Genomic DNA, 24,650 nt, shown 5'->3' on the forward strand with positions numbered 1-24,650 from the left:
TCCAGAAAACTCGGCTGCCCTGAAACCCGGTGCATCGCGATCAATCCCCTTTATCCAAAGGGAATCACGACACTGCCGGTTATGCAAAGGTCTCTTACAGGAGAGGGGTTCCTCGCGCCCTAATACCCCGACTACTTGAACCCACCCAGAAACGCATCGAGGCACCCGCCGATCGCCTCGATCGCGTAGCCGCCCTCCTGCACCACCAGTGTCGGCAGACCGAACGCCTTCACCTTCGCGCCGATCGTGCCGAAATCCGCCGCGTCGAGCTTGAGCACGCCGATCGGGTCGTCCTTGTGGGCGTCGTAACCGAGCGCGATCACCAGCGCCTCTGCCCCAAAAGCCTTGATCGCCGCGCCGGCCTCGTCGACCGCCGCCGCCATCGCCTCTCCACCCGCGCCATGGGCCAGCGGCAGGTTGAGGTTGAAGCCCTCGCCCGGGCCGTTGCCGGTCTCGTCGGCATAGCCGGTGAAGAAGGGATAGTAGTTCACCGGGTCGGCATGGACCGAGATCGTCAGCACATCGTCGCGACGGTAGAAGATCTGCTGCGTGCCGTCGCCGTGATGGGCGTCGACATCGAGGATCGCGACCTTGCCGAATTTCGAACGCAGGCGCTGCGCCGCGACAGCGGTGTTGTTGATGTAGCAGAAGCCGGTGGCGCGGTCGGCGCGGGCATGGTGGCCCGAGGGGCGGCAGAGCGAATAGACCGCGCGCTCGCCGGACAGGATGGCGTCGGCGCCGGCGACCGCCGTCTCGGCCGAACGCAAGGTCGAGGTCCAGCAATGCTCGCCGACCGGGACCGAGAGGTCGCCGAGATACCAGCCGAGCTGGCCCATGATCCCGGTCGGCCGGCAAGGCGGCCGGACGGATTCGTCGGTGCGCCCGCTCCAATAGGGGAAGGTGTTGGGCCAGGCCTCCGGCCCGCGCTCGGGCAGTTCCAGCCAGCGCGGCCAGAGCGTCTCGAGGAAGCGCACGAAGCCTTCGCTGTGAACGGCGAGAATCGGGTCGGTGCCGCTGGCGGCCGGCTGCTCGGGCGTGACGCCGTGCTTCTTCAGCGCGCCGAGCAATTGCGCCGTGCGCTCGGGCAGGTCCTTGGGCGCGACGATCTGGCCGAAGCGCATATATTGCTGCGGGTCATGGAGCGACTGGTCGGGGTGATAGAAGGCGCGCATGCGTGAGACGGTCCCTGGAACGAACGAAGGCGGTATAGTTGAGCAGAGGGAACGGATGCTAGCAAAGCCTGCGCCGCGCCGTCAGGCCGCAGCGACGCTGCCCCGCCCTGCATCAGTCGAGGGGGCCGCCGGCATCAGGCTTAGCCTATTGACGAGCCAGGGCGCGCCGCAGCCATGACGCCCCGCAGGAAGCCTTGCTCCCGCCGAACACCTCGAGAAGCACCGCGCAGAGCGCGGCCAAGCCATCAGGACGTGGTTTTCGGCGCGATCAGCGCCGCGAATTCGGCGGCGAGCTCGGCGACCTCGTAGCGGCCGGGGCGATACCAGTCGGTCGAGCCGTTCAGCGCGCCGAGCAGGAAATTGCGCAGCGCCTCGGGCGCGCGCTCGGCCGGCAGCACATCCGCCGCCTGCATCTCGGCGACAAGGTCGCGCCAGACCTCCTCATAGGCGCGGCGCACCCGGCGCACGCTGTCGGGCGCGGGCGACGCCCCGAAGGTGAAGGTCTTGATGCTGGCCGAGGTGTAGTCGCCATGGCCGTGGAGCGCGGTGAGATGCGCGCCGATCGCCGCCTCGAGCCGCTCGCGCGGCGTGGCCTCGGCATGCCCGGCCAGGGCCGCGACGACCGCCTCATGGACGAAGCGGACGCCGTCATTGACCACCGCCTCGACGATCTCCTCCTTCGAGGCGAAATGGTAGTAGAGACTCGCCTTGCGGATGCCGACGGCCTCGGCGATCTCGCGCAACGTCGTCTGGTGGTAACCGCCCGAGCGCAGCAGGCGCGCGGCGGTGTCGAGGATGAGCCGGCGCGAACCGCCTTCGGCGGGCTCGCGGGCGCCCTTTTCTACCGCCACCATCACCGCGTGTCGTCCCGGACAAGCGGCAAAGCCGGGCCGATCCGGGACCCATGCCTGAACCTTTCAAAAAAGCGTTCTGGCATGGGTCCCGGGTCTCCGCGGAGTTTATCCTTGGGCCGATCGAAGATCGGACCCGGGGGCTGCGCCCGGGACGACGGCGCGCGTGACAGAAAGGAAGAGCGCCTGCTCACAGCCGCTTCGCGACCTCTTCCAGCATCACCTCGGTGGCACCGCCGCCGATCGACTGGACGCGCGCGTCGCGGGTCATGCGCTCGATCGTGCTCTCGCGCATGAAGCCCATGCCGCCATGGAACTGCAGGCATGCATACATCACCTCGTTGACCAATTCGCCGCAATAGGCCTTGACCATCGAGACCTCCCTGGTCGCGTCAAAGCCCTGCATGTCGAGCCAGGCCGCGTGATAGACGAGCTGGCGGCCGGCCTCGACCTTGCCGGCCAGCGTCGCCAGCTTCTGGCGGATCGCCTGCTTGTCCCAGAGCGGCGCACCGAAGGCCTTGCGGGTCTTGACGTAGTCGAGGGTGAGATCGATCGCGGCCTGGGCCTCGCCGATCGCCATCGCGCCGATCACCGTGCGCTCGTTCTGGAAGTTGCTCATGATCGCGTAGAAGCCACGCCCCTCCTGGCCGAGCAGGTTCTCGGCCGGGATGCGGCAATCCTCGAAGACCAGTTCAGCGGTGTCGGAGGAGCGCCAGCCATGCTTGTCGAGCGCGCGCGAGACGCGGAAGCCCGGCGTGCCCTTCTCGACCAGGAAGATCGAGACCGATTGCGACGGCTTGGCCGCAAGGTCGGTCTTGGCCGCGACGCAGTAGAGATCGGCATGGACGCCGTTGGTGATGAACATCTTTGCGCCGTTGAGCACGTATTGGTCGCCCTCGCGCCGGGCCGTGGTGCGGATACCCTTCACGTCGGAGCCGGCATCGGGCTCGGTGACGGCGACCGCGACGATCTTCTCGCCGGCGATGATGTCGGGCATGAATGTGTCGCGCTGGGCCTGGCTGCCGGCATTGAAGATATGGACCGAGGCCATGTCGGTGTGGACGAGCGCCGTGATGGCTACGCCCGAGAAGGTCGAGCGGCCGAGCTCTTCGGCCAGCACCACGGTCGCCAGCGTATCCATCTCCGAGCCGCCATATTCGCCGGGATAGCGGATGCCGAAGAAGCCGAGCGCGCCCATGCGCTTCAGCACCTCGCGCGGCACGAAGCCGGCTTCCTCCCAGGCCAACCCATGCGGCTTGATCTCGGTCTCGACGAAGCGGCGGACCTGGTCGCGCAGCGCTTCATGCTCCTCGGTGAAATAGGGCGAGCGGCGCGGGGCTTCGCTGCCCGCCTTGATCGTCTCGGCTGCCGTCATGGTCTGTTCTCCCGCGCTTGACCTGTGCGCTTCAATCCGCCTACCTAACGGACGGTAGGTGAATTTGCGACGACGTTCAACCCGTCATTGCGAGCGCAGCGACGCAATCCAGGAGGTCTCGCTCGATCCCCTGGATTGCTTCGTCGGCTTCACCGCCTCGCAATGACGGTTGACGGCGGCGCGACAGGAACAGAGCCATGAACGACACCAATCGGGTGGAAACAGCCAGCTCCCCTCCCCCGCTCGCCGCGATGCTCGACACTCTGCGCGAGCGCCATGCGCTGGTCGCAGCAGGCGGCGGCGACAAGATGCGCGCCCGCCACGAGCAGCGCGGAAAAATCATGGTGCGCGAGCGCATCGATCTCCTGCTCGATCCGCAGACGCCCTTCCTCGAACTCTCGCCGCTCGCGGCCTGGGGGCTCTATGGCAACGAGGTGCCGGGCGCCGGCATCGTCACCGGCATCGGCATGGTGCAGGGCCGCGCCTGCATGCTGATCGCCAATGACGCGACGGTGAAGGGCGGCTCCTTCTTCGCCGAAACCGTGCGCAAGCATCTGCGCGCCCAGGAGATCGCAGAGGAGCATCGCCTGCCCTGCCTCTATCTCGTCGATTGCGGCGGCGCCTATCTCCCCGAACAGGACCGCGTCTTCCCCGATCGCGATCATTTCGGCGGCGCCTTCTACAACCAGTGCCGGATGTCGGCGGCGGGCATCCCGCAGATCTCGCTGGTCTTCGGCGGCGCGACGGCGGGCGGGGCCTATATCCCGGCGCTGTCGGACGAGGTCATCATGGTCAAGGGCACCGGCCGCATCCATCTCGGCGGTCCGCCGATCGTGAAGGCGGCGATCCATGAGGTGGTGGACGGGGAGACGCTGGGCGGGGCCGAGATGCACACGCAGGTCTCGGGCGTGGCCGACCATCTCGTGCTGACGGAGATGGAAGGGCTCGCCAAGCTGCGCGAGATCGTCGGCTCGCTCGACGGTGCAGGCAGGCTGGTCGAGCCGCCGCATGAACCTGCCCCGCCCAAGCTCGACCCGGCGGACCTCGTCGACCTCGTCCCGACCGACCTGCGACGCCCTTACGACGTGCGCGACGTCATTGCCCGCATCGTCGACGACAGCGCCTTCAACGTCTTCAAGCCCGACTATGGCGCGACGCTGGTGACGGGCTTCGCCCGCATCCACGGCCACCCCGTCGGCATCATTGCCAATAACGGCGTGCTGTTTTCTGAAAGCGCAGTGAAAGGCGCGCATTTCATCGAGCTCTGCGACCAGCGCCAGATTCCGCTCATCTTCCTGCAGAACATCACCGGCTTCATGGTCGGCACCGAGGCCGAGCGCGGCGGCATCGCCAAGCATTCGGCCAAGCTGGTCTATGCCGTCTCGAATGCCCGCGTGCCGAAATATACTGTGCTGATCGGCGGCTCCTATGGCGCAGGCAATTACGGCATGTGCGGACGCGGTTTCCGGCCGCGCTTCCTGTTCTCCTGGCCCAATGCCCGCATCGCCACGATGAGCCCGGAGGTCGCGGCCAATGTCGTGACGGAGCTGCGCCGGCAGTCGCTCAAGGGCGCCACTGACGAGGCCGCCATCGCTGCGCTCGACGCCAGGACCCGCGCCCAGTTCGAGGAGCAGAGCGACCCCTATTACGCCACTGCCCGGCTCTGGGACGACGGCATCATCGAACCGGCGCAGACGCGCGACGTGCTCGGCCTGTGCCTCTCGCTGGCAGCAGGCGAGCCGCGCGATACCTCGCCCCGCCCTGTGTACCGGATGTGATCGCCGCCATGTTCGACACCATCCTGATCGCCAATCGCGGCGAGATCGCCTGCCGCATCATCAAGACCTGCCGGCGGATGGGCATCCGCACCGTCGCGGTGCATTCGCAGGCCGACCGCGATGCGCTGCATGTGCGCCTTGCGGACCTGGCAGTGGATATCGGCCCCGCACCTGCCCGCGAGAGCTATCTGCGCGCCGACAAGATCATCGCGGCGGCGCTCGCCACCGGCGCGCAGGCGATCCATCCAGGCTACGGCTTCCTGTCCGAGCGGCTCGACCTGATTGCCGCCTGCGAGGCCAACGGCATCAGCTTCATCGGGCCCTCCAGCGCGGCGATCGACGCGATGGGCGACAAGATCCGCTCCAAGCAGATCGCGCGTGACGCCGGCGTGCCCGGCGTGCCCGGCTATGACGGCGCCGACCAGTCGCCTGAGGTCTTGCGCAGGGAGGCACTGCGCATCGGCCTGCCGGTGATGGTCAAGGCCTCCGCCGGCGGCGGTGGCAAGGGCATCCGCAAGGTCGAGCGCGAGGACGAGCTCGACGGCGCCATCGTCGCGGCCGCGCGCGAGGCGCAAGCCGCCTTCGGCGACGGCCGGCTGCTGATCGAGAAATTCGTGACGCGGCCGCGCCATGTCGAGGTGCAGGTCGCCGGCGACAGGCACGGCACCATCGTCCACCTGTTCGAGCGCGACTGCTCGGTGCAGCGCGCGAACCAGAAGCTCCTGGAGGAAGCGCCTGCGCCCAATCTGCGGCCGGAGACGCGCGCGACCCTGCACGAGCACGCGCTCAGGCTCGCGCGCGCGATTTCCTACGACAATCTCGGCACGGTCGAGTTCCTGGTCGATGCGGCGACGCAGGCCGTGTTTTTCCTGGAGATGAACACCCGCCTCCAGGTCGAGCATCCCGTCACCGAGGCGATCACCGGGCTCGACCTGGTGGAATGGCAGATCCGGATCGCGGCCGGCGAAACGCTGCCGCGCAAGCAGGGCGAGATCGCCTACACCGGCCATGCGATCGAGGCGCGCTTGACGGCCGAACGCGCGGATGAAGGGTTCCGGCCCGATACGGGCACGATCCGGCTCTGGCGCGAGCCCGCGGGCCTGCGCATCGACAGCGGCGTTGCTGCAGGCAGCGAGGTCTCGCCGCATTACGATTCGCTGCTCGCCAAGCTGATCGCGCATGCGCCCGATCGCCTGGCCGCCATTCGCAAGCTCGCTGACGGCCTCGACCGCCTGAGCGTGCTCGGCGCCGGCACGATCCGGCCCTTCCTCGCGGATGCCTTGCGCCAGCCCGCCTTCGTCACGGGCGAGGCGACGACCTTGTTCATCGCCGAGACCTGGCCCGGCGGCTGGACGCCCCGGCCTGTCGACGAGGCCATGCGCAACGCCGTCGCCGCGGCAATCTGGCTCACCGCCAGCAGGCCGGCACATGGCTGCGGGCCCTGGAACGCGCTCGCCGGCTTCAGGCTGCTTGCTCCGGCGGGACGCCCCGCCACCGCGCATCTGTCAATCCAGCTGGGAGGAGATGCGGTGCTGCTTGCCGTCGAAACCCATGACGGCTTCCTGCGCGTTGCCAGCCCCGGCAGCGTGCATGACGTCGCCGTCAGCAAGGCCGGGCCGGATCGCTGGAGCGTCACCGTCGATGGCGTGAACTCAGCGGCGGACGCGATCTGCGATGCGGAGGGTGGGTGGCTCCGCCATGGCGGGTTCGAAGGCCGGATCGGGATCGCGTTGGCCGCAGTCGCCGCAGCGGCGCAGCGCGGTGCGAGCGGCGAGACCGGCGACACGCTGCGCGCCAGCATGCCGGGCACCGTCGTCTCGCTTCATGTGGCGGAGGGCGACAGCGTCGAAGCCGGGCAGATCGTCGCCGTGCTGGAATCGATGAAGCTGTTCATGGAGCTGAAGAGCCCGGCTTCGGGCACGGTCAGGCGGCTGGGCATACGGGCCGGCGCCACCGTCGCGGCCGGCGATATGCTGATCGCGGTGGAGAGCACCTGACCGGCATGGAGGCCAAACGGGGCCGCCCATAAAAGACGGGCCGTTCAGGAGCGACCAAGATCGGCGAGGCGACGCTCGAAGGCTCGCTCTCGCCGTTTCGCGCCATCTTCCCCGAGAAAGAGTTCGGGACCGTCAGCGAACTGCTCTACACGGCCAAGGCGCGCATTCCCTATGGTGCGCTGGCGTTCGAATTCGCATCGAGCCGGACGGTCGAGGACACCACGCTGCCCTTCTCCGCCATCGACCTCGTGACGGCCCATGAGATCAAGCTCACCGCCAAGATCAATGAGGCGAACGCGGTGGCGCTGAGCCTGCGCCGCAAGACCGACAATTATCTCGGCCTCGAGGCGCTCTCGGACCAGAAAAGCATCGGCATCGACTATCAGGGCGCCCTTGGCGACGGCCTGACTGCAACCGCCTCCGCCTCGCTGCGCAAGACCAAGGAAACCGGCCTTGAGCCGGTCACCTCCTTCAGCCTGATGCTGGGGCTGCAAAAGCAGATCGATTTCAGCAAGCCCGGAAAGCCGGAGAAGGCGGGGGGCTGAGGACGCGGGGGCGAGGTACGCGCCATCCGGGCGGCCAGAGCCGGATGCCTGCGCCGCAACTCAAGCTCTTGCAAATTTCCCTCGATTCCCGGGTCTGTCAAAACAGCTTGCCGAATCACGGCGCTACCTGAGATTGCAATGAGACTGGCCTGATATCGAGGTTAACCATGCAGTTTCGCGCGCTTGCTATCGTAGCAACCTTGGGGGCTTTGGGAGGCTGCGTGACCGCTGAAGAGCGTCAGGCTATGTATTCGACGCCCGCCCCACCTCACCATGCGACTGCGGGAGCGCGCAAAGCTGTTGCCGTGATGGCGATACGCACAAATAAATACCCTCCCAAGGTGCTCTTAGTTGCCGTCAAGGAAGCCAAATACAGTGTTTTTCATGTGGCCGATCCAAAAATCGGGAGCGGAGCGCGCACGATCTACTGCGTTTGGGCGCCGATCACGCCAATGATTTTTGGCAAGGAGGTCAACGTTCCCATAGGCGACGTTTTCTCGGCGTCGGTCAGGGTTATGGACAATGAGAAGGGGGGCCTCAGCACATGGGCCGTTGGCGGCGGCTCATGCTCGAAAGCAGCCACGGAGCCGTTTCCCGAATTGTTTGAAGTCGCGCGGGCACTCGTAGAGGCGGAAAAGAACCGCCCTCCCCCACCACCACCGCCGGAAAAGTAGCGCTGACGTCTGACTGCCGCCGGTCGCAATGCACGCCAACTACAACTGCTCGATGAGCTTCGCAGGCCAAACCGGCTTTTCCAAGCGCTTGCCGAACGCGACCTGGCGATCCTTAGGATCACCTTCCGGGCTCACCAATTCCCGATTTGGAGGGCTGGTTCCGGCAGCACCATACGCAACGCCTTGGACCGCCCCTTTGTGCCAAGGCGCGGCTTCCGATCGATATTGGCTGGGATGATCAACAACCGCGAAGGGTTGGATGGTGCCGCTTGAGGGATTCGAACCCCCGACCCCCTCATTACGAATGAGGTGCTCTACCAGCTGAGCTAAAGCGGCGACACGCGAGGCGTCTACCAGCCCTGCCGATTCTTGGCAAGGCGAAGCGGGCGATGCGAGAGCAGGATTCGAAAAAGTGGGTACCGGTTTTTCGCATTGATCCTGCTCTCACTCTTAGATGAGAGACGGATTCAGATGTCAGATGGGATCACTCCGTGATTCCATCTGACATCATCCGGCTCTAGCGCCCGGTTCAGGATTTCCGCAGTTTTTCCGTCTCGGGCTTTTCCTGGCCGAGCGCAACGATGCCGCGGCGGATGGCGCGGGTGCGGGTGAAGTGCTTGTGCAGCGTCTCGCCATCGCCGAAGCGAATCGCCCGCGTCAGCACCGAGAGGTCCTCGCTGAAGCGGCCGAGCATCTCCAGTACCGCCTCCTTGTTGTGCAGGAAGACGTCGCGCCACATCGTCGGATCGGATGCCGCGATGCGGGTGAAATCGCGGAAGCCGCCGGCGGAGAACTTGATCACCTCCGACTGCGTCACCGCCGCCAGATCCTCGGCCGTGCCGACGATGTTGTAGGCGATCAGATGCGGCAGATGGCTGGTGATCGCGAGCACGAGGTCGTGGTGCTGCGCGGTCATGATCTCGACCAGCGCGCCCATGCCCTCCCAGAACTGGCGCGTCCGGGCAATCGCCGTCGCGTCCGTGCCCTCCGGCGGGGTCAGGATGCACCAGCGGTTGAGGAACAGGCTGGGGAAGCCGGCGTCGGGGCCGGAATTCTCGGTGCCGGCGACGGGATGGGCCGGAACGAAATGCACGCCCTCGGGCAGATGCGGCATGACCGCCTCGACCACCGCGTTCTTGACCGAGCCGACATCGGAGAGGATCGCGCCGGGCTTCAGCGCAGGCGCGATCTCGACCGCGACAGCACCGCAGGCGCCGACCGGCACGCAGAGGATGATGTGGTCGGCATCGCGGACGGCGTCAAACGCCGTTTCCGCGATCTCATGGCCGAGACCGAGCTCGCGCGCCCGGGCGCGCACGGCCTCGTCGCGATCGGACAGCACGATCCGACCGGCGAGGTTGAGCTCCTTGGCGGCATGCGCGATCGAGGAGCCGATCAGGCCGATGCCGATGATGGCGAGGCGGCCGAAGATCGGCTCGCTGCGACGCGGCGCAAAACTCTCGGACGGGGTCGTCATGCTTTGTCCGCGACGACAGGCTGGCCCGCGAGGAAATCGGCGAGCGCCGCGACGACGAGGCGGTTGGCCTCCTCCGAGCCGATCGTCATGCGCAGCGCGTCGGGCAGGCCGTAAGCTGCGACCGCGCGCAGGATCAGCCCGCGCTGGGTCAGGAAGGCGTCGGCCTCCTTGGCCGTCTTGCCAGATGTCGCCGGGAAATGGATCAGGATGAAGTTACCGACGGAGGGCGTGACGGAGAGCCCGAGCTTCTCCAACTCGGCCGTGGTCCAGGCGAGCCATTTGTCGTTGTGCTCGATGGCCGAGGCGACATGGGCCTCATCGGCGATCGCCGCAGCGCCGGCCTCGATCGCCGCGCCGTTGACGTTGAACGGGCCGCGGATCCGGTCGAGCGCATCGACGACATGGGCCGGCCCATAGAGCCAGCCGAGCCTGAGATTGGCGAGGCCGTAGATCTTGGAGAAGGTGCGCGTCATCACGACGTTCTCGCTCTCCGCGACCAGTTCGAGCCCCGAGGCATAGTCGTTGCGGCGGACATATTCGGCGTAGGCGGCGTCGAGCACCAGCAGCACATTGCCGGGCAGGCCGGCATGCAGGCGCTTGACCTCGTCGAAAGGCAGATAGGTGCCGGTCGGGTTGTTGGGGTTGGCGAGGAAGACGATCTTGGTCTTCGGCGTCACTGCCGCCAGGATGGCGTCGACATCGGCAGTGAAGCTCTTCTCCTTGACGACGACCGGCTTGCCGCCCGCGGCCAGGATCGCGATGCGATAAACCAGAAAGCCGTGCTCGGTGAAGACGCCCTCATCGCCATCGCCGAGATAGGCCTTGGTGACGAGCTGCAGCAATTCGTCGGAACCGGTGCCGCAGAGGATGCGGTTGGCATCGAGCCCGTAGCGGCCCGCAATCGCCTCGCGCAGCTTGGTCGAGGAACCATCGGGATAGAGCTCGAGCTTGCCGCTGAGCGAACCATAGGCCGCGACCGCCTTGGGGCTCGGGCCGAGCGGGGTCTCATTGGAGGAGAGCTTGTGCAGCTTCACGCCGGCAGGCGCTGCGGACTTGCCCGGCACATAGGCCTGGATGTCGAGAACGCCGGGGCGGGGCACGGGGCGGGAGGCGGCATTGGCCATGATCGTCGGGACCTTGCGAAAGACGGCTTTTAAATCAGCGGACGGATTTGACGGCGAAGCGGGCGGCGTGGCTGCCGATCTCGGAAAAATCGCTGAGGCCGGCGGGCTCCAGCGCCTTGCGGATCGCGCTCTGGTCGACCTCGCCGGAGGCGGCGACCAGGAGCGAGAGATGCGAGCCGTCAGCGGCCGAGGCCGAGACCTCGGCCAGATGCTGGGCGAGGCCCGAACGCAAGGCCTCGGACCAGCGCTCGACACGCGCCGCATAGAGCACGATCTCGCGCACCGCAGCATCGGCCAGGGGCTTGGCGACACAATAGACCGGCGTGCCGGCCGGATGGTCCGGCCGCTCGATGAAGGGCAGGCGCGCGATGATCTTGGGTGCGTCGCTGCCGATCAGATCGCGCCACCAGATGCCGGCGCTGGCGCCCTGGTCCATGCGGAAGATACCGAGATCGCCGGCCGAGTCGGCAACCGCCTTGATGACGGCGCGCGCATCTTCATGCGTGACGAAAGGCACCGTGAAACCGAAATGGAAGCGGGCGGAATCGCGCATCGCGGCGTCGCCGCCCGAGACATCGGCATGGACGGAATAATTCGCCTGCACATAGGTGAAGGTCGCGATGATGATGCGCCAGATACCCTCGATCGTGTCGAGCGGCAGCAAGCCCTTATGGCGCAAGGCGAGGCGCTTCATCATGTCGGCCTCGCGGCCGGGGCGGAAGGCCGAGCCCGAGACTTGCGTGTTCTTGATCGCGATCAGCGTCTCGATGATCGAGGAGCGCTCCATCAAGAGCGCATGCATCTCGCTGTCGATGCGATCGATCTCGGCGCGCAGATCGGCAAGGGTGGTCGGAGCGGCTTCGGTCATGATGGCTGCGCGATCGGAGGGACAGCCCTCATCCTGAGGAGCCGCGAAGCGGCGTCTCGAAGGATCGTTCCAGCAGGCACTGGAGCATCCTTCGAGACGCAGCCTGAAGGCTGCGCCTCAGGATGAGGGCTTTAGGTTCTGCTTAGGCTCTTAGCGCCGTCGCGGGGCCTTGGCAAAGCCGTCGCGCGCATCCACGCATTGACAGAAAGCTTGCGCGCATTGACAGAACGCTTGCATCGCGGCATCGCTAGAGTTCGATCTTTCGAACAAGTTGACCGGCAAGACAAATCATCCTGTCAAAGCGGACGATGATGAGCGATCTCTCCCCCAGCCTTGCAGATCCGTTGAAGGAGGCCAACGAGCCTTCGAGCCTGGTTGCGCGCTTCGGCCCGGACACGCCGTTGCTGATGGATTGCGGCGTCTCGCTGGACCATTGGCAGATCGCCTACCAGACCTATGGCTCGCTGAACGCAGCCCGGTCCAACGCCATCCTGGTCTGCCACGCTTTGACCGGCGACCAGCATCTCGCCAGCCGCAACCCGATCACCGGCAAGGGCGGCTGGTGGACGGCGATGATCGGACCGGGCAAGCCGATCGACACCGAGCGCTTCTTCGTGATCTGCTCCAATGTCATCGGCGGCTGCACCGGCACGACCGGCCCGGCCTCGACCAATGCCGCGACCGGCAAGCCCTGGGGCCTGCAATTTCCCGTCGTCACCATTCGCGACATGGTGCGCGCCCAGCGGCATCTGATCGACTCGCTCGGCATCGAGAGCCTGTTCTGCGTCGCCGGCGGCTCGATGGGCGGCATGCAGGTGCTGCAATGGGCGGCGAGCTATCCCGAGCGGGTGTTTTCGGCGCTGCCCCTGGCGACCGGCGCCAAGCACTCGGCCCAGAACATCGCCTTCCACGAGGTTGGCCGGCAGGCGGTGATGGCCGACCCCGACTGGCGGGGCGGGCGCTATCTCGAAGAGGGCACACGCCCCGCCAAGGGCCTGTCCGTCGCCCGCATGGGCGCGCATATCACCTATCTCTCGGAGCCGGCGCTGCACCGCAAATTCGGCCGCAAGCTGCAGGACCGCGAGGCGCCGACCTTCTCCTTCGATGCGGATTTTCAGGTCGAAAGCTATCTGCGCCATCAGGGCGTCAGCTTCGTCGAGCGCTTCGATGCCAATTCCTATCTCTACATGACCCGCGCCATGGATTATTTCGACCTCGCCGACGACCATGGCGGCGTGCTGGCAAAAGCCTTCGCGGGCACGAAGACCCGCTTCTGCGTCGCCTCCTTCACCTCCGACTGGCTGTTCCCGACGGCGGATTCACGCGCCATCGTGCATGCGCTCAACGCCGCAGGCGCGTCGGTCTCCTTCGTCGAGCTCGAGAGCGACAAGGGTCACGACGCCTTCCTGCTCGAGGAGCCGAACCTCTTCGCCACGACGCGCGGCTTCATCGGCGCAGCGGCGCGGGCAAGGGGGATTTGAGACGATGGCCCTGACCGATCTCCACACCAACCGCATCGACCTGAAGCTCGTCGCCGAGATGGTGACGCCGGGCTCGCGCGTGCTCGATGTCGGCTGCGGCGACGGCGAATTGCTGGCGCTGCTGGCTGAGAGCCGCCATGTCGATGCCCGCGGCATCGAGCTCTCGCGCGAGGGCGTGGCCGGCTGCGTTGCGCGCGGGCTCTCCGTGATCCAGGGCGACGCCGACACCGACCTCGCCGATTACCCCGACGACAGCTTCGACTATGTCATCCTGTCGCAAACCATCCAGGCGACACGCAATCCGCGCCTCGTGCTGGAGCAGATGCTGCGGATCGGCCGCCGCGCCATCGTCTCCTTCCCGAATTTCGGGCATTGGCGGATGCGCACGCAGGTCTTCTTCATGGGCCGCATGCCGGTGACGGATTCCCTGCCCTATGCCTGGTGGGACACGCCCAACATCCATTTCTGCACGATCCGCGATTTCGTGACGCTCTGCGACACGATCGGCGCGGTAAAGGAGCGCGCCGTCGCCCTCGACGCCGCCGGCGGCAAGGTCGGCGTCAGCGCGCCCTGGTGGCTCTGGAACCTGTTCGGCGCCCAGGCGGTATTTTTGCTGAAGCGGGGATAAGGTCCGATGTGGTCGCATACGCCGCGGAGGACCGATGGCTTTCACCGTCTGGTACAATACGCGCTGCCCGGTCTGTAACGCCGGGATCGGCCGGCAGCAGCACCGCCTGATCGAAGCCGTCAAGGCCGGCACGATCGCGTTCCGCGACATCAACCTCGAGCCCGAAGCCCTGGCGGCGCACGGCGCCACCCTCGACGACATCAGACGACGCCTCCATGCAACCGACGATGCCGGCAGGCTGGTGGTCGGTGCCGACGTCGCCATCGAGACCTGGCGCCGCACCCCCGGTGAAGGCTGGCTCGCCACGCTGTTCGGCAATCGGCTGACGCTGCCGCTGACACGCTTCGCCTATGACCGTTTTGCCGATCTGCTTTACGCCTGGAACCGGCGAAAGGGACATTGGTAAGGCGGCAAAAAGGGTTGAAATCGTCATGCTCGGGCTTGACCCGAGCATCTCCTGCCCGAGATCCTCGGGTCGCCGCTACGCGGCGCCCGAGGATGACGCGGCTTTCGCCGCGTCAGTTCAACGCCACGCCGGCCGGCCGCTTCTCCTTCACGGCTGCGACGTCGCCCAGCATCAGGCTGGTCGGGCCGACCGTGACCGGCACGGTCTCGCCATCATGGACCTTCCCGGCCAGCAACAGCTCGGCCAGCGGATCCTGCACGGACTTCTGGATCACGCGCTTCAGCGGGCGCGCGCCATAGGCCGGGTCGTAGCCCTTCTCGGCCAGCCATTCGCGGGCCTGTTCGGACAGCTCCAGCACGATCTTGCGGTCGGTCAGGAGCTTGGCGAGGCGGGTCATCTGGATATCGACGATCGCGCCCATATCCGCCCGCTGCAAGCGGTGGAACAGGATGATGTCGTCGATGCGGTTCAGGAATTCCGGCCGGAAGGCCTGCCTGACCACGCCCATGACCTCGTCGCGGACCGCGTCTGAATCCTCGCCCTCGGGCTGGTTCACCAGATACTCCGAACCAAGGTTCGAGGTCATGATGATCAGCACGTTGCGGAAATCGACCGTGCGGCCCTGGCCGTCGGTCAGGCGCCCGTCGTCGAGCACCTGCAGCAGCACGTTGAAGACATCGGGGTGGGCCTTCTCGACCTCGTCGAACAGCACGACCTGATAAGGCCGGCGCCGCACGGCTTCCGTCAACGCCCCGCCCTCCTCATAGCCGACATAGCCGGGAGGCGCGCCGATCAAGCGGGCGACCGAGTGCTTCTCCATGTATTCGGACATGTCGAGGCGCACCATGGCGGTGTCGTCGTCGAACAGGAACGCCGCCAGCGCCTTGGTCAGCTCGGTCTTGCCGACACCGGTGGGGCCGAGGAACATGAAGGAGCCGATCGGCCGGTTGGGGTCCTGCAAGCCGGCGCGAGCCCGCCGGACCGCCGTCGAGACGGCTTCGACCGCCTCGCGCTGGCCGACGACGCGCGCCGCCAGGACCTCCTCCATGCGCAGCAGCTTTTCCTTCTCGCCCTGGAGCATGCGATCGACCGGCACGCCGGTCCAGCGGCTGACGATCTGGGCGACATGATCGGCCGTGACCGCCTCCTCGACCATGCCCGAGGTGTCGCCGATGGCCTCGATCTCGCCCAACAGCTTCTCGAGTTGCGGGATCTCGCCATAGGCAAGCTCGCCGGCGCGCTGATACTCGCCCTTGCGCTGCGCCTGCGCGAGTTCGTTGCGGGCGTTGTCGAGCTTGGTCTTGATCTCGGCAGCCTGGCCGAGCTTGTCCTTCTCGGCCTTCCACTTCGCAGTGATCGTGGCCGAGCGGGTTTCCAGGTCGGCAAGCTCGGATTCAAGCCGCTTCAAGCGCTCCTTCGAGCCGGCGTCGCTCTCCTTCTTGAGCGCCTCCTGCTCGATCCTGAGACGCACGATCTCGCGGTCGATCGTGTCCAGCTCTTCCGGCTTGGAATCGACCTGCATGCGCAGCCGCGCCGAGGCCTCGTCCATCAGGTCGATCGCCTTGTCAGGCAGAAAGCGGTCGGTGATGTAGCGGTTCGACAGCGTGACGGCCGCGACCAGCGCCGAATCCGTGATGCGGACGCGGTGGTGCTGCTCGTATTTCTCCTTCAGGCCGCGCAGGATCGAGACCGTGTCCTCGACGCTGGGCTCATCGACGAAGACCGGCTGGAAACGCCGCGCCAAGGCCGCGTCCTTCTCGACATATTTGCGATACTCATCGAGCGTGGTCGCGCCGATGCAATGCAGATCGCCGCGCGCCAAGGCAGGCTTGAGCAGGTTGGAGGCGTCCATCGCCCCATCCGCCTTGCCCGCGCCGACAAGCGTATGCATCTCGTCGATGAAGAGGATGACGCCGCCGTCAGCGGCCGAGACCTCGTTCAGCACCGCCTTCAGCCGCTCCTCGAACTCGCCGCGATATTTCGCTCCCGCGATCAGCGAGCCCATGTCGAGCGAGAGCAGTTCCTTGTCCTTGAGGCTTTCAGGGACATCGCCATTGACGATGCGCAGCGCCAAACCCTCGGCGATGGCGGTCTTGCCGACGCCGGGCTCGCCGATCAGCACGGGGTTGTTCTTGGTCCTTCGCGACAGCACCTGGATGGTGCGGCGGATCTCCTCGTCGCGGCCGATGACCGGGTCGAGCTTGCCCTCGCGCGCCGCGGCGGTGAGGTCGCGGGCGTATTTCTTCAGCGCGTCATAGCTCTGCTCGGCCGAAGCGGAATCGGCCGTGCGGCCCTTGCGGATCGCCTCGATCGCCGTGTTGAGCCCCTGCGGATTGACGCCCGCCTTGGCGAGCGCCTTGCCGGCCTCGGAATCCTTCTCGACGGCGAGCGCCAGCAACAACCGCTCGACCGTGACGAAGCTGTCTCCTGCCTTCTCCGCCGCCTTCTCCGCCGTGTCGAAGACACGGGCCAGGCCCGGCGTCAGATGCGGGCCCGAGGCACCGCCGCCCGAGACCTTCGGCAGCTTGGCGAGCGCCGTGTCGGTAAGCTGCAAGGCAAGCTTCGCGTCGCCGCCGGCGCGCCCGATCAGGCCCGCCGCCATGCCTTCATTGTCGTCGAGCAGCGCCTTGAGCAGATGCTCCGGCGTGAATTGCTGGTGGCCCTCGCGCTGCGCAATGGTCTGCGCCGCCTGCAGGAAGCCCTTGGACCTGTCAGTGTATTTCTCGATATTCATTCGGTTTTCTCCGCCCGCCGGTTACGCCCCGTAGCGACGCTGTCCGGCTGCCTTTCGTCAGGATAGGGCTCCCTCAGGGACGCCCTTCCCGACAGAGATAGGTGTGGCATCCGCGCAACGTAAGAGGGGATGAGACGCAAAGCATTGACGGCGATCAAATCGCGAGGGCAGCTTTCGCTCATGGCGGGGACAAAACGGCAGCAGGCGATTCGCAAGGCGCTGCGGGCGCTCGCGCCCGGCATCCCATTATCGGACGCCGAGGCTGTCCTGGCGCTTGCCGAGCGCCGCCACATGAAGGACCTGCCGCCCGCGACCGCGCTCTGGCTCGCACTGGGCAGCCATGTCCGCCATGTCCATACCGATTACGAGCAGCTGCTCGCCGACGGTTATGAGCGCGAGGCGGCTCGCTTCTTCATCGCCGACGAGACCGACGCGGTGCTTGCGGGCTGGGGCTGCCAGCGCTCCGTGAGCGAGACTGGCGAGGCGGAGGAGGAGGCGCTCAAGGCGCATCTGCAGCGGTGATGATCGAACCGATGCAAGGATTTCATCGATCATCCCACTCTAAGGCCGCTATCTTGCCTATCCCGGCCATCCTGCGGACATAGACTCCATGCGCATCGCCTCGCTTTATCGCTATCCGGTCAAGGGGCTGTCGCCCGAACGCCTGTCCCGCGCCGCGCTGACCAGGGGCCAGTATTTTCCGGGAGACCGCCTCTTCGCGATCGAGAACGGCCCCTCCGGCTTCGACCCGGCGGAGCCGGTCCATCAGCCGAAGATCAAATATCTGATGCTGATGCGCAACGAAGCGCTGGCGCGCCTGCGCACGCGCTATGACGACGCCAGCGGCGACCTCGTCATCGATCATGAGGGCAAGCAGGCGCTGCGCGCCAGCACGGTCACCACTGAGGGGCACCAGCGGATCACGGCCTTCTTCGAAGCCTTCATGCCCGACGAATTGCGCGGGACGCCGCGCTGGCTCGGCGCACCGACAGGCTACCGCTTCACCGATTCGCCCAAGGGCTTCGTCTCGATCATCAACCTCGCCAGCGTCGCCGAGCTGGAAAGCCGCGTCGGCGCGCCTCTCGATCCCCTGCGTTTCCGTGGCAATGTCATGGTCGAGGGGCTGGCGCCCTGGGCCGAGTTCGACCTCGTCGGGCAGGAGCTCGCGACGAGCTCGGGCGCGCGGCTGCGCGTGACCAAGCGGATCGTGCGCTGCGCCGCGACCAATGTCGATCCGCAGACGGGCTTGCGCGACCAGCAGATCCCCAAAGCCCTGATGGACGCTTATGGCCATGCCGATTGCGGCGTCTATTGCGAGGTCCTCGAAGGCGGCACGCTGGCGGAAGGCGAGGCGCTGAACCATGCGCCTGCTCCCGTGCAAACGGCCCTCGGCATTGCCTGACGACATGAAAAAGGGGCCCTCGCGGGCCCCTCATTTCTTACAGCGCAGTGAGGGCAAACCTCACTCCGTGATGTTGTCTGCGTCCGATCCGAGCGCATCCATGACCTCGCGCGGCGAGCGGCGACGGCCGCGCGGGCGCTTGGCGGCGGCCTCGACGGCCGGAGCCTCTTCCGTATCCGCAGGCGCCTGCGCGGGCGCTACGGTGACAGGCTCCTCGACAACCGCGACCGGAACCCTGACCGGCGTTGTCAGGAAGGACGGCAGCGCGCCCGAGACATCGTCAGCCGGCTCGGCTTCGACCTCGCGGCGGGGGCGACGCTCGGGGCGCGGTGCGCGCTCGGGACGATCCGTACGCTCGGGACGCTCCGCGCGCTCGAAGCGACGCTCGCTTTGCGCGGGAGCCGCGACCACCTCGGGCTGCTCGGACGACACGACCGGGATATCGGAGCGCGGCGCATCGGGACGGGGCGCATAGCCACCCTGGTTGTTCTGGCCGCCCTCGGGACGGTCGAACCTGCGCTCGCCACGATCATTGCGATCGTTCCGGTCGAAGCGGCGATTGCCGTTCCGATCGTTGTTCTGGCGGTCGTTATTCGGGCGGTCCTGGTTCGGACGGTCCTGCTGATTGCGAGGCTGCCGATCGAAGCGCTGGCCGTTGTTCTGCTGGCCGTCGCCTGAATCGCCATCCTGGCGCGGCGCGCCATTGGCGGAGTAGCCGTTGCCGTTGCCGTTCATGCCGCCATTGCGGAAATCGGGCTGCTGGCCACCTGGCTGGAAGGACTGGCCATCGTCATCCCCCTCCTCTTCGCCTTCCTCGGAATCATCGACGAAGCCGCGATTGGGCGGGAAGCTGTGACCGAACTGCTGTGACATCTGCTCCTGGGCCGCCAGCAGGATGCGGTAATAATGCTCCGCATGCTGGAAGTAGTTCTCGGCCGCCACCGGATCCCCGGAGGATTGCGCGTCGCGCGCCAGCTGCAAGTACTTCTCGGCAACATGCTGCGCAGTGCCGCGAACCTTGACGTCCGGCCCGTTCGACTCATAGCCGCGCTGCAGCGGATTGGGAGTTTTCCGATTGCCGTTGTTGTTGCTGTTATTATTGTTGTTGTTACGGCCGCGCATACGCCGGTTCTGACCTGGTCTCATTCGCGTCTGTCTCGCGCTCTATGTTCAAAGCAACCGTTGGATCGTCATGCGCGCTCCGGTGCACAGCGGGTTGCGACGCTGCACCGGGTGGAGTTGACCTGAAGGGGCGATACGCCGTTCCTGGTCTTCACGCGCTCTTTCCAAAAGGGCCTCTCCGCCCCATGAGCCGATTGGCGTCTTAACGCCTTCGGATGTCTAATCTGGTCTGTCAGTCACGTCGATCGTCGGACGCTTCCGGAAGCTAGGCCTTGCCACTGAGGGGGCTGGCCAAGGCTCGGTTCTGACAACACCAGCTTCGGCTGCGATCTACATAGCGGTTTTCCTGCCCGCCTCCAAGCAAATTCGCACGAATGCCTGTGCATATCATTCAAGCGTGAAGATCAGGGCGCGCGGGTGCCCGCCAAGATCGCGCCGCGAGCCGCGATGGATCAGCCCGACCGCTGTCATGATCGCGACCACATCCGCCTCCTGACCCGCTCCGATCTCAAGCACGACCGCACCTCCCGGAGCGATCCGGGAGGGCAGGCCCGCGGCGAGCGCCCGGTAGGCGACGAGCCCGTCCGCCCCGCCATCGAGCGCGCGCAACGGGTCATAGTCCCTGACGGCGGCATCCAGCCCGGCGATGTCTCCGGCCGGGATATAGGGCGGGTTCGAGACGATGAGGTCGAAGCGTTCGCTCAAACCGGCCATCCAGTCACCCTGGCGGAAGTGCGCGCGCGCGCCGACGCCATTGCGCTCGGCATTGCCCGCAGCCGTGTCGCACGCCTCCTGCGAGAGATCGACGCCGACGCCGCGCGCCGCCTTGCATTCGCTCAGCAAGGCGACCAGCAGGCAGCCCGTACCGGTGCCGAGATCGAGAATCGAGATGGCCTGGTCGCGGCGCTCTGCGAGCACGCCAAGCGCTGCCTCCACGATCGTCTCGCTGTCGGGACGCGGCTCCAATGTTGCCGGCGACAGGCGAAAGGGCAGGCTCCAGAACTCCCGCTCGCCGAGAATGCGCCAGACAGGCTCACCCGCCAGCCGCCGCGTCGCGAATCCATCGAGCCTGCCGAGCATGGCGCCGTCGAGTGGCTCGAGCGGATCGAGATCCGCATTCTCGCCCATCGCCGCCTCGACCAGGATGCGCGCATCCAGCGCCGCGGTCTCGACACCGGCCGCGCGAAGACGCGCGGCGAGATTTCGCCGCGCGTCGAACATGCTGGGTATTTTGTCGTCTGCGCCAGAGGCGTCCGAGTTCACATACCTTCCATGCGCTTGCGCATGCAGATCGCCATCTTCTGGCGGATTGCGGAGCGGCTCTCGCGCGTGCCGCGCATTTCCATCTGGCAGAGTCGGCGCGCCTGGCTCTGCGTCATGGATTTCCCGAGCGGAGCCGAGGGGCCCGCCGTGATGCGCCGGAACGTGCGCTCCTGCGCCTGCACCGTGCTCGCCACTGTCAGCATCATCATGCCCGCCAGTGCTATGCCCGAAACGAGTTTGATCATGGTCGCCTCCCGCCTTTTGTTGATTTGACACAGGATCAACGCCCAAAGGCCGCGGAGGTTTCATCGCCATGCTCAGGCGCCGTTTTCGGTGGCGAGCAACCTCGCCTGCTGCTCGGCCGTCAGCGCATCGATGATCTCGTCGAGCACGAGCCCCTGCATCATTTCGTCGAGCTTGTAGAGCGTCAGGTTGATGCGGTGATCGGTGACGCGCCCTTGCGGGAAATTATAGGTGCGGATGCGCTCGGAGCGGTCGCCGGAACCGATCTGGGAACGCCGGTCGGCGGCACGGTCGGCATCGGCGCGGCTGCGCTCGATGTCGTAGAGCTTTGCCCGCAGCAATTCGTAGGCGCGGGCCTTGTTCTTGTGCTGGGAGCGCTCGTCCTGGACCACGACCGCGATGCCGCTGGGAAGATGGGTCAGGCGGACAGCCGATTCCGTCTTGTTGACGTGCTGGCCGCCGGCGCCGCCGGCCCGCATCGTATCGATGCGGATTTCGTCGTCCTTCAGGACGATGTCGACATCGCCGGCGAGCGGCAGCATCGCCACCGTCGCCGCCGAAGTGTGGATGCGCCCGCTCGTCTCGGTATCGGGCACACGCTGGACGCGGTGCACGCCGGATTCGTATTTCAGCTTCGCATAGACGCCCTTGCCGGCGATTTCGGCAATGACCTCCTTGAAGCCCCCGACCGTGCCCTCGCTTTCGGACATGAGGTCGACGCTCCAGCCCTTCTGGGCGGCATAGCGCTGATACATGCGCAGGAGATCGCCGGCGAAGAGGGAGGCCTCGTCGCCGCCGGTGCCGGCCCGGATTTCGAGGATGACACCGCGCTCGTCGGCGGCGTCCTTGGGCAAAAGCGCGATCAGGATCTCGCGGGCGCGGGTCTCGATCTCGCTGCGCGCGGCGTCGCGCTCCTCATAGGCCAAGTCGCGGAATTCGGAATCTGTGGCAGGATCCTCGATCAGCGCCTGCGCCTCGTCCAGTGTCGTGAGCGCCTGCCGCCAGGCGGCGATGGCTGTCACCACCGGATCGAGCTCGGAGAGCTCCTTGGCGAGCTCGACGGTCCGCACCGCATCGGTCGCGCTGTTGATCTCGGCCATGGCGGCGGCATGGCGCGCCACGATGGCATCGAGACGATCTTGTGGAAGCTGAAGGGACATAACGGAACTCGGACAGATGACATCGTGAGGGTTCGGGCAGCGAAGCGCGCGTCGCTAGAGCAGGAGCGTCGCTAGACCGGAACCTTGAATTCGGCGGCGAGCGCCGCCAGTTGCGGCCGCAGGCTGGCGACACCGTCCGGCGAGGCCAGCATCCAGTCGAGCCGCTCGCGCAGCCTCTCCACGTCGAGCGCGCGCAGCATCGCCTTGACCGGGCCGACCGAGGCCGCCGACATCGAGAAGGCGCGGTAGCCGAGGCCGATCAGCGCCATCGTCTCCAAGGGCTTGCCACCCATCTCGCCGCAGACCGTGACCGGGCATTTCGCCTCGGAGGCGGCCTCGACGATGCTGCGCAGCGCCCGCAAGGCGCTCACGCTCAGCGGATCGAAACGGTCGGCGACGCGCTTGTTCTCGCGGTCCGCCGCGAACAGGAACTGCATCAGGTCATTGGTGCCGATCGAGAGGAAATCGGCCTCGCGCGCGATCTCCGCCAACTCGAAGAGCAGCGAGGGCACCTCGACCATGACACCGAGCTGGAGGCTGAGCGGCGGCGCATGGCCCTGCTTGGCCAGCATCGCCTGCTCGCGCTGGACAATCATGCGGGCGCGCTGAAACTCGTCGACGGTCGCGATCATCGGCAGCATGATCTTCATGTCGCGGCCGGCGCCGGCGCGCAGTAGCGCGCGCAGCTGCGCGCGCAGAAGCCGCGGCTTGTCCAGACCGATGCGGATGGCGCGCCAGCCCAGGGCCGGGTTCTCCTCCTCGACGCGCTCCATATAGGGCAGCACCTTGTCGCCGCCGATATCGAGCGTGCGGAAGGTCACGGGCCGGCCTTGCGCCTGGTCCAGCACGGCGTTGTAGAGGGCCTGCTGCTCGCTGGTCGTCGGCATGTGCTCGGCGACCATGAATTGCAGTTCGGTGCGGAACAGGCCGATGCCCGAGGCTGCCGTCGCCTCGATATTGGGCATGTCGACGAGGAGCCCGGCATTGATCTGGAGCAGGATCGGGACGCCGTCCTTGGTGACGGCGGGCATGCTCTTGAGCTTGCGGTACTGCTCCTGCTTGCGGGCGCGCAGGCGCGCCTTGTCCTTATAGGCGTTCTCGACGTCGGGCTGCGGCCGGATCTGGACCTCGCCGGCCTGGCCATCGACGATGACGGCATCGCCCGCCTGGACGAGCGCGGTCGCGTTGACGATCTCGCCGACGGCCGGGATGCCGAGCGCGCGCGCCACGATGGCGATATGGCTGGTGGGGCCGCCCTCCTCCAGCACCAGGCCGCGCAGATGGGCGCGGTCATAGTCGAGCAACGCGGCAGGGCCCATCGAGCGCGCGATCAGGATGGCGTTCTCGGGCAGCTCCTCGCGGGCGACGCCGTTGGCCTTGCCCATCAGCGTGCGCAGCAGGCGGTTGGCGAGGTCGTCGAGATCGTGCAGGCGCTCGCGCAGATAAGGGTCGGTCTGGCGCAGCATCTTCGCGCGCGTGTCGGACTGGACGCGCTCGACGGCTGCCTCTGCCGTCAGGCCGGTCATCACGACCTCGCGCATGCGCCTGAGCCAGCCCTGGTCATGGGCGAACATGCGGAAGGTCTCGAGCACCTCCCTGTGCTCGCCGGTATGGGCGACGTCGCCGCGCTCGAGCAATTCATCGATCGAGGCCCGCATCTCGGCGATGGCGGCTTCGAGACGCTTGACCTCGCCCGCCGGATTCTCGGCGATCAGGTTGGTGATGGCGACGCGCGGCTCGTGCAGCACGGCATGGCCAAGACCGACGCCATCGGCAAGCGAGACGCCGATGCCATGGATCGGGCGGTCGAGGCCGATCGAGGCGCCGGGCGGCGCGAGCGATTTCAAGCCGCCGGCCGCGATCATCTCCGCCATGATCATGGCGGTGGTCTGCAGCGATTCGATCTCCTCCTCGCTGTAGAGCCGCGTCGCGCGGTTCTGGATGACGAGGACGCCCATGACCGCGCCGCCGCGCAGGATCGGCACGCCGAGGAAGGAGCGGTAGATCTCCTCGCCCGTCTCGGGGCGGTAGGAGAAGGCCGGGTGGTTTTGCGCGTCAGACAGCGCCAGCGGCTCGGCCTCGCGCGCAATCAGGCCAACGAGGCCCTCGCCGGCGCGCATCAAGGTGAGATGGACCGCCTCGCGGTTGAGGCCCTCGGTGGCGTAGAGTTCGAGCGAGCCGTCCTCACGCAGGACGTAGACCGAGCAGACCTCGGCGACGAGATTGCCTGCGATCAGGACGACGAGCCGGTCCAGCCGTTCCTGCGGGCTGATCGACGCTGCCATCACCTCGCGGAGGCGGCGCAGCAGAACGCCTGGTCCTCCGAGAGCGCCTCGCATCAATCCCAGCC

General features: G+C 66.6%; 21 protein-coding genes and 1 tRNA gene. 9 read left to right on the plus strand and 13 right to left on the minus strand.

Annotation, left to right across the window (positions count from 1 at the left end; translation table 11 throughout):
• Positions 1 to 131: 131 nt before the first annotated feature.
• The 3 genes from J2Y55_RS23340 to J2Y55_RS23350 form a co-directional block, all read right to left on the minus strand.
• Positions 132 to 1,172: a histone deacetylase family protein gene (locus J2Y55_RS23340; RefSeq protein WP_310158390.1), complete on the minus strand. Its 1,041-nt coding sequence runs from the start codon at positions 1,170 to 1,172 to the stop codon at positions 132 to 134.
• 245 nt (positions 1,173 to 1,417) lie between these two features.
• Positions 1,418 to 2,026, minus strand: coding sequence for a TetR/AcrR family transcriptional regulator (locus J2Y55_RS23345; protein ID WP_310158392.1), 609 nt, complete (start codon positions 2,024 to 2,026; stop codon positions 1,418 to 1,420).
• A 187-nt stretch (positions 2,027 to 2,213) separates the two neighbouring features.
• On the minus strand, positions 2,214 to 3,398 hold the full coding sequence (locus tag J2Y55_RS23350) for an acyl-CoA dehydrogenase family protein (RefSeq protein WP_310158394.1): 1,185 nt from the start codon (positions 3,396 to 3,398) through the stop codon (positions 2,214 to 2,216).
• A 197-nt stretch (positions 3,399 to 3,595) separates the two neighbouring features.
• Here J2Y55_RS23350 and J2Y55_RS23355 point away from each other — a divergent pair, with 197 nt between their 5' ends.
• The 4 genes from J2Y55_RS23355 to J2Y55_RS23370 all read left to right on the plus strand — a co-directional run bounded on the left by J2Y55_RS23355 (position 3,596) and on the right by J2Y55_RS23370 (position 8,392).
• Positions 3,596 to 5,176 carry an acyl-CoA carboxylase subunit beta gene (locus tag J2Y55_RS23355; protein ID WP_310158396.1) on the plus strand — a complete coding sequence of 527 codons (1,581 nt, stop codon included), beginning with the start codon at positions 3,596 to 3,598 and terminating at the stop codon, positions 5,174 to 5,176.
• Positions 5,177 to 5,184: 8 nt separating this feature from the next.
• Positions 5,185 to 7,173 carry an acetyl/propionyl/methylcrotonyl-CoA carboxylase subunit alpha gene (locus J2Y55_RS23360; RefSeq protein ID WP_310158398.1) on the plus strand — a complete coding sequence of 663 codons (1,989 nt, stop codon included), beginning with the start codon at positions 5,185 to 5,187 and terminating at the stop codon, positions 7,171 to 7,173.
• Between the two features lie 248 nt (positions 7,174 to 7,421).
• Complete coding sequence (locus J2Y55_RS23365; RefSeq protein ID WP_310158400.1) at positions 7,422 to 7,718, plus strand: hypothetical protein; 297 nt, start codon at positions 7,422 to 7,424, stop codon at positions 7,716 to 7,718.
• Positions 7,719 to 7,885: 167 nt separating this feature from the next.
• Positions 7,886 to 8,392 (plus strand): hypothetical protein, encoded by a 507-nt coding sequence (locus tag J2Y55_RS23370; RefSeq protein ID WP_310158402.1) that lies wholly within the window; start codon positions 7,886 to 7,888, stop codon positions 8,390 to 8,392.
• A gap of 260 nt (positions 8,393 to 8,652) precedes the next feature.
• On the opposite strand, the gene J2Y55_RS23375 is transcribed toward J2Y55_RS23370, so the two are convergent.
• The 4 genes from J2Y55_RS23375 to J2Y55_RS23390 form a co-directional block, all read right to left on the minus strand.
• A tRNA-Thr gene (locus J2Y55_RS23375) sits at positions 8,653 to 8,728 on the minus strand.
• Positions 8,729 to 8,921: 193 nt separating this feature from the next.
• Positions 8,922 to 9,869, minus strand: a complete 948-nt coding sequence (locus J2Y55_RS23380) for a prephenate/arogenate dehydrogenase family protein (protein WP_310158403.1) — start codon at positions 9,867 to 9,869, stop codon at positions 8,922 to 8,924.
• Positions 9,866 to 10,993: a histidinol-phosphate transaminase gene (hisC, locus tag J2Y55_RS23385; protein ID WP_310158405.1), complete on the minus strand. Its 1,128-nt coding sequence runs from the start codon at positions 10,991 to 10,993 to the stop codon at positions 9,866 to 9,868. Before hisC ends, J2Y55_RS23380 begins: the two co-directional genes overlap by 4 nt.
• Before the next feature lie 34 nt (positions 10,994 to 11,027).
• Complete coding sequence (locus J2Y55_RS23390) at positions 11,028 to 11,861, minus strand: chorismate mutase (RefSeq protein ID WP_310158406.1); 834 nt, start codon at positions 11,859 to 11,861, stop codon at positions 11,028 to 11,030.
• Positions 11,862 to 12,172: 311 nt separating this feature from the next.
• Between J2Y55_RS23390 and metX the strand changes: the two genes are divergently transcribed.
• From metX to J2Y55_RS23405, 3 genes are read left to right on the plus strand one after another with little or no spacing between them, the layout of a single operon-like run.
• On the plus strand, positions 12,173 to 13,342 hold the full coding sequence (gene metX / locus J2Y55_RS23395) for a homoserine O-acetyltransferase MetX (RefSeq protein WP_310158407.1): 1,170 nt from the start codon (positions 12,173 to 12,175) through the stop codon (positions 13,340 to 13,342).
• A gap of 4 nt (positions 13,343 to 13,346) precedes the next feature.
• On the plus strand, positions 13,347 to 13,970 hold the full coding sequence (gene metW, locus J2Y55_RS23400) for a methionine biosynthesis protein MetW (protein ID WP_310158408.1): 624 nt from the start codon (positions 13,347 to 13,349) through the stop codon (positions 13,968 to 13,970).
• A gap of 34 nt (positions 13,971 to 14,004) precedes the next feature.
• On the plus strand, positions 14,005 to 14,376 hold the full coding sequence (locus tag J2Y55_RS23405) for a thiol-disulfide oxidoreductase DCC family protein (protein ID WP_310158409.1): 372 nt from the start codon (positions 14,005 to 14,007) through the stop codon (positions 14,374 to 14,376).
• Between the two features lie 112 nt (positions 14,377 to 14,488).
• Here J2Y55_RS23405 and clpB read toward each other — a convergent pair whose 3' ends face one another.
• On the minus strand, positions 14,489 to 17,110 hold the full coding sequence (gene clpB, locus J2Y55_RS23410) for an ATP-dependent chaperone ClpB (RefSeq protein ID WP_310158411.1): 2,622 nt from the start codon (positions 17,108 to 17,110) through the stop codon (positions 14,489 to 14,491).
• Between the two features lie 180 nt (positions 17,111 to 17,290).
• Between clpB and J2Y55_RS23415 the strand changes: the two genes are divergently transcribed.
• Entirely contained in the window at positions 17,291 to 17,632 is a 342-nt protein-coding gene (locus tag J2Y55_RS23415; RefSeq protein WP_310158412.1) for a DUF2293 domain-containing protein, read from the plus strand.
• An 88-nt stretch (positions 17,633 to 17,720) separates the two neighbouring features.
• Positions 17,721 to 18,512, plus strand: coding sequence for an MOSC domain-containing protein (locus tag J2Y55_RS23420; RefSeq protein ID WP_310158413.1), 792 nt, complete (start codon positions 17,721 to 17,723; stop codon positions 18,510 to 18,512).
• Between the two features lie 60 nt (positions 18,513 to 18,572).
• On the opposite strand, the gene J2Y55_RS23425 is transcribed toward J2Y55_RS23420, so the two are convergent.
• From J2Y55_RS23425 to ptsP, 5 genes are all read right to left on the minus strand, one after another.
• Complete coding sequence (locus J2Y55_RS23425; RefSeq protein WP_310158414.1) at positions 18,573 to 19,634, minus strand: DUF4167 domain-containing protein; 1,062 nt, start codon at positions 19,632 to 19,634, stop codon at positions 18,573 to 18,575.
• Positions 19,635 to 20,021: 387 nt separating this feature from the next.
• Positions 20,022 to 20,855, minus strand: a complete 834-nt coding sequence (gene prmC, locus J2Y55_RS23430; protein WP_310158415.1) for a peptide chain release factor N(5)-glutamine methyltransferase — start codon at positions 20,853 to 20,855, stop codon at positions 20,022 to 20,024.
• Between the two features lie 38 nt (positions 20,856 to 20,893).
• Entirely contained in the window at positions 20,894 to 21,142 is a 249-nt protein-coding gene (locus J2Y55_RS23435) for a hypothetical protein (RefSeq protein WP_139221215.1), read from the minus strand.
• Between the two features lie 72 nt (positions 21,143 to 21,214).
• A complete protein-coding gene (gene prfA / locus J2Y55_RS23440) occupies positions 21,215 to 22,300 on the minus strand; it encodes a peptide chain release factor 1 (protein ID WP_310158417.1) in 1,086 nt (361 codons plus the stop codon).
• Between the two features lie 71 nt (positions 22,301 to 22,371).
• A complete protein-coding gene (gene ptsP, locus J2Y55_RS23445; protein ID WP_310158418.1) occupies positions 22,372 to 24,639 on the minus strand; it encodes a phosphoenolpyruvate--protein phosphotransferase in 2,268 nt (755 codons plus the stop codon).
• Positions 24,640 to 24,650: the final 11 nt, after the last annotated feature.

Source organism: Allobosea sp. BE125, assembly GCF_031456075.1.
Lineage (GTDB): Bacteria > Pseudomonadota > Alphaproteobacteria > Rhizobiales > Beijerinckiaceae > Allobosea.

Excerpts from the sequence above, each read along its gene's own strand:
- J2Y55_RS23435 (WP_139221215.1), bottom strand. The coding sequence starts at position 21,142 with ATGATCAAACTCGTTTCGGGCATAGCACTGGCGGGCATGATGATGCTG.
- prmC (WP_310158415.1), bottom strand. The coding sequence starts at position 20,855 with ATGTTCGACGCGCGGCGAAATCTCGCCGCGCGTCTTCGCGCGGCCGGT.
- hisC (WP_310158405.1), bottom strand. The coding sequence starts at position 10,993 with ATGGCCAATGCCGCCTCCCGCCCCGTGCCCCGCCCCGGCGTTCTCGAC.
- J2Y55_RS23390 (WP_310158406.1), bottom strand. The coding sequence starts at position 11,861 with ATGACCGAAGCCGCTCCGACCACCCTTGCCGATCTGCGCGCCGAGATC.
- J2Y55_RS23340 (WP_310158390.1), bottom strand. The coding sequence starts at position 1,172 with ATGCGCGCCTTCTATCACCCCGACCAGTCGCTCCATGACCCGCAGCAA.
- prfA (WP_310158417.1), bottom strand. The coding sequence starts at position 22,300 with ATGTCCCTTCAGCTTCCACAAGATCGTCTCGATGCCATCGTGGCGCGC.
- J2Y55_RS23380 (WP_310158403.1), bottom strand. The coding sequence starts at position 9,869 with ATGACGACCCCGTCCGAGAGTTTTGCGCCGCGTCGCAGCGAGCCGATC.
- J2Y55_RS23370 (WP_310158402.1), top strand. The coding sequence starts at position 7,886 with ATGCAGTTTCGCGCGCTTGCTATCGTAGCAACCTTGGGGGCTTTGGGA.
- J2Y55_RS23355 (WP_310158396.1), top strand. The coding sequence starts at position 3,596 with ATGAACGACACCAATCGGGTGGAAACAGCCAGCTCCCCTCCCCCGCTC.
- J2Y55_RS23420 (WP_310158413.1), top strand. The coding sequence starts at position 17,721 with ATGCGCATCGCCTCGCTTTATCGCTATCCGGTCAAGGGGCTGTCGCCC.
- J2Y55_RS23360 (WP_310158398.1), top strand. The coding sequence starts at position 5,185 with ATGTTCGACACCATCCTGATCGCCAATCGCGGCGAGATCGCCTGCCGC.
- metX (WP_310158407.1), top strand. The coding sequence starts at position 12,173 with ATGAGCGATCTCTCCCCCAGCCTTGCAGATCCGTTGAAGGAGGCCAAC.
- J2Y55_RS23415 (WP_310158412.1), top strand. The coding sequence starts at position 17,291 with ATGGCGGGGACAAAACGGCAGCAGGCGATTCGCAAGGCGCTGCGGGCG.
- metW (WP_310158408.1), top strand. The coding sequence starts at position 13,347 with ATGGCCCTGACCGATCTCCACACCAACCGCATCGACCTGAAGCTCGTC.
- J2Y55_RS23350 (WP_310158394.1), bottom strand. The coding sequence starts at position 3,398 with ATGACGGCAGCCGAGACGATCAAGGCGGGCAGCGAAGCCCCGCGCCGC.
- J2Y55_RS23345 (WP_310158392.1), bottom strand. The coding sequence starts at position 2,026 with ATGGTGGCGGTAGAAAAGGGCGCCCGCGAGCCCGCCGAAGGCGGTTCG.
- J2Y55_RS23425 (WP_310158414.1), bottom strand. The coding sequence starts at position 19,634 with ATGCGCGGCCGTAACAACAACAATAATAACAGCAACAACAACGGCAAT.
- ptsP (WP_310158418.1), bottom strand. The coding sequence starts at position 24,639 with ATGCGAGGCGCTCTCGGAGGACCAGGCGTTCTGCTGCGCCGCCTCCGC.
- clpB (WP_310158411.1), bottom strand. The coding sequence starts at position 17,110 with ATGAATATCGAGAAATACACTGACAGGTCCAAGGGCTTCCTGCAGGCG.
- J2Y55_RS23405 (WP_310158409.1), top strand. The coding sequence starts at position 14,005 with ATGGCTTTCACCGTCTGGTACAATACGCGCTGCCCGGTCTGTAACGCC.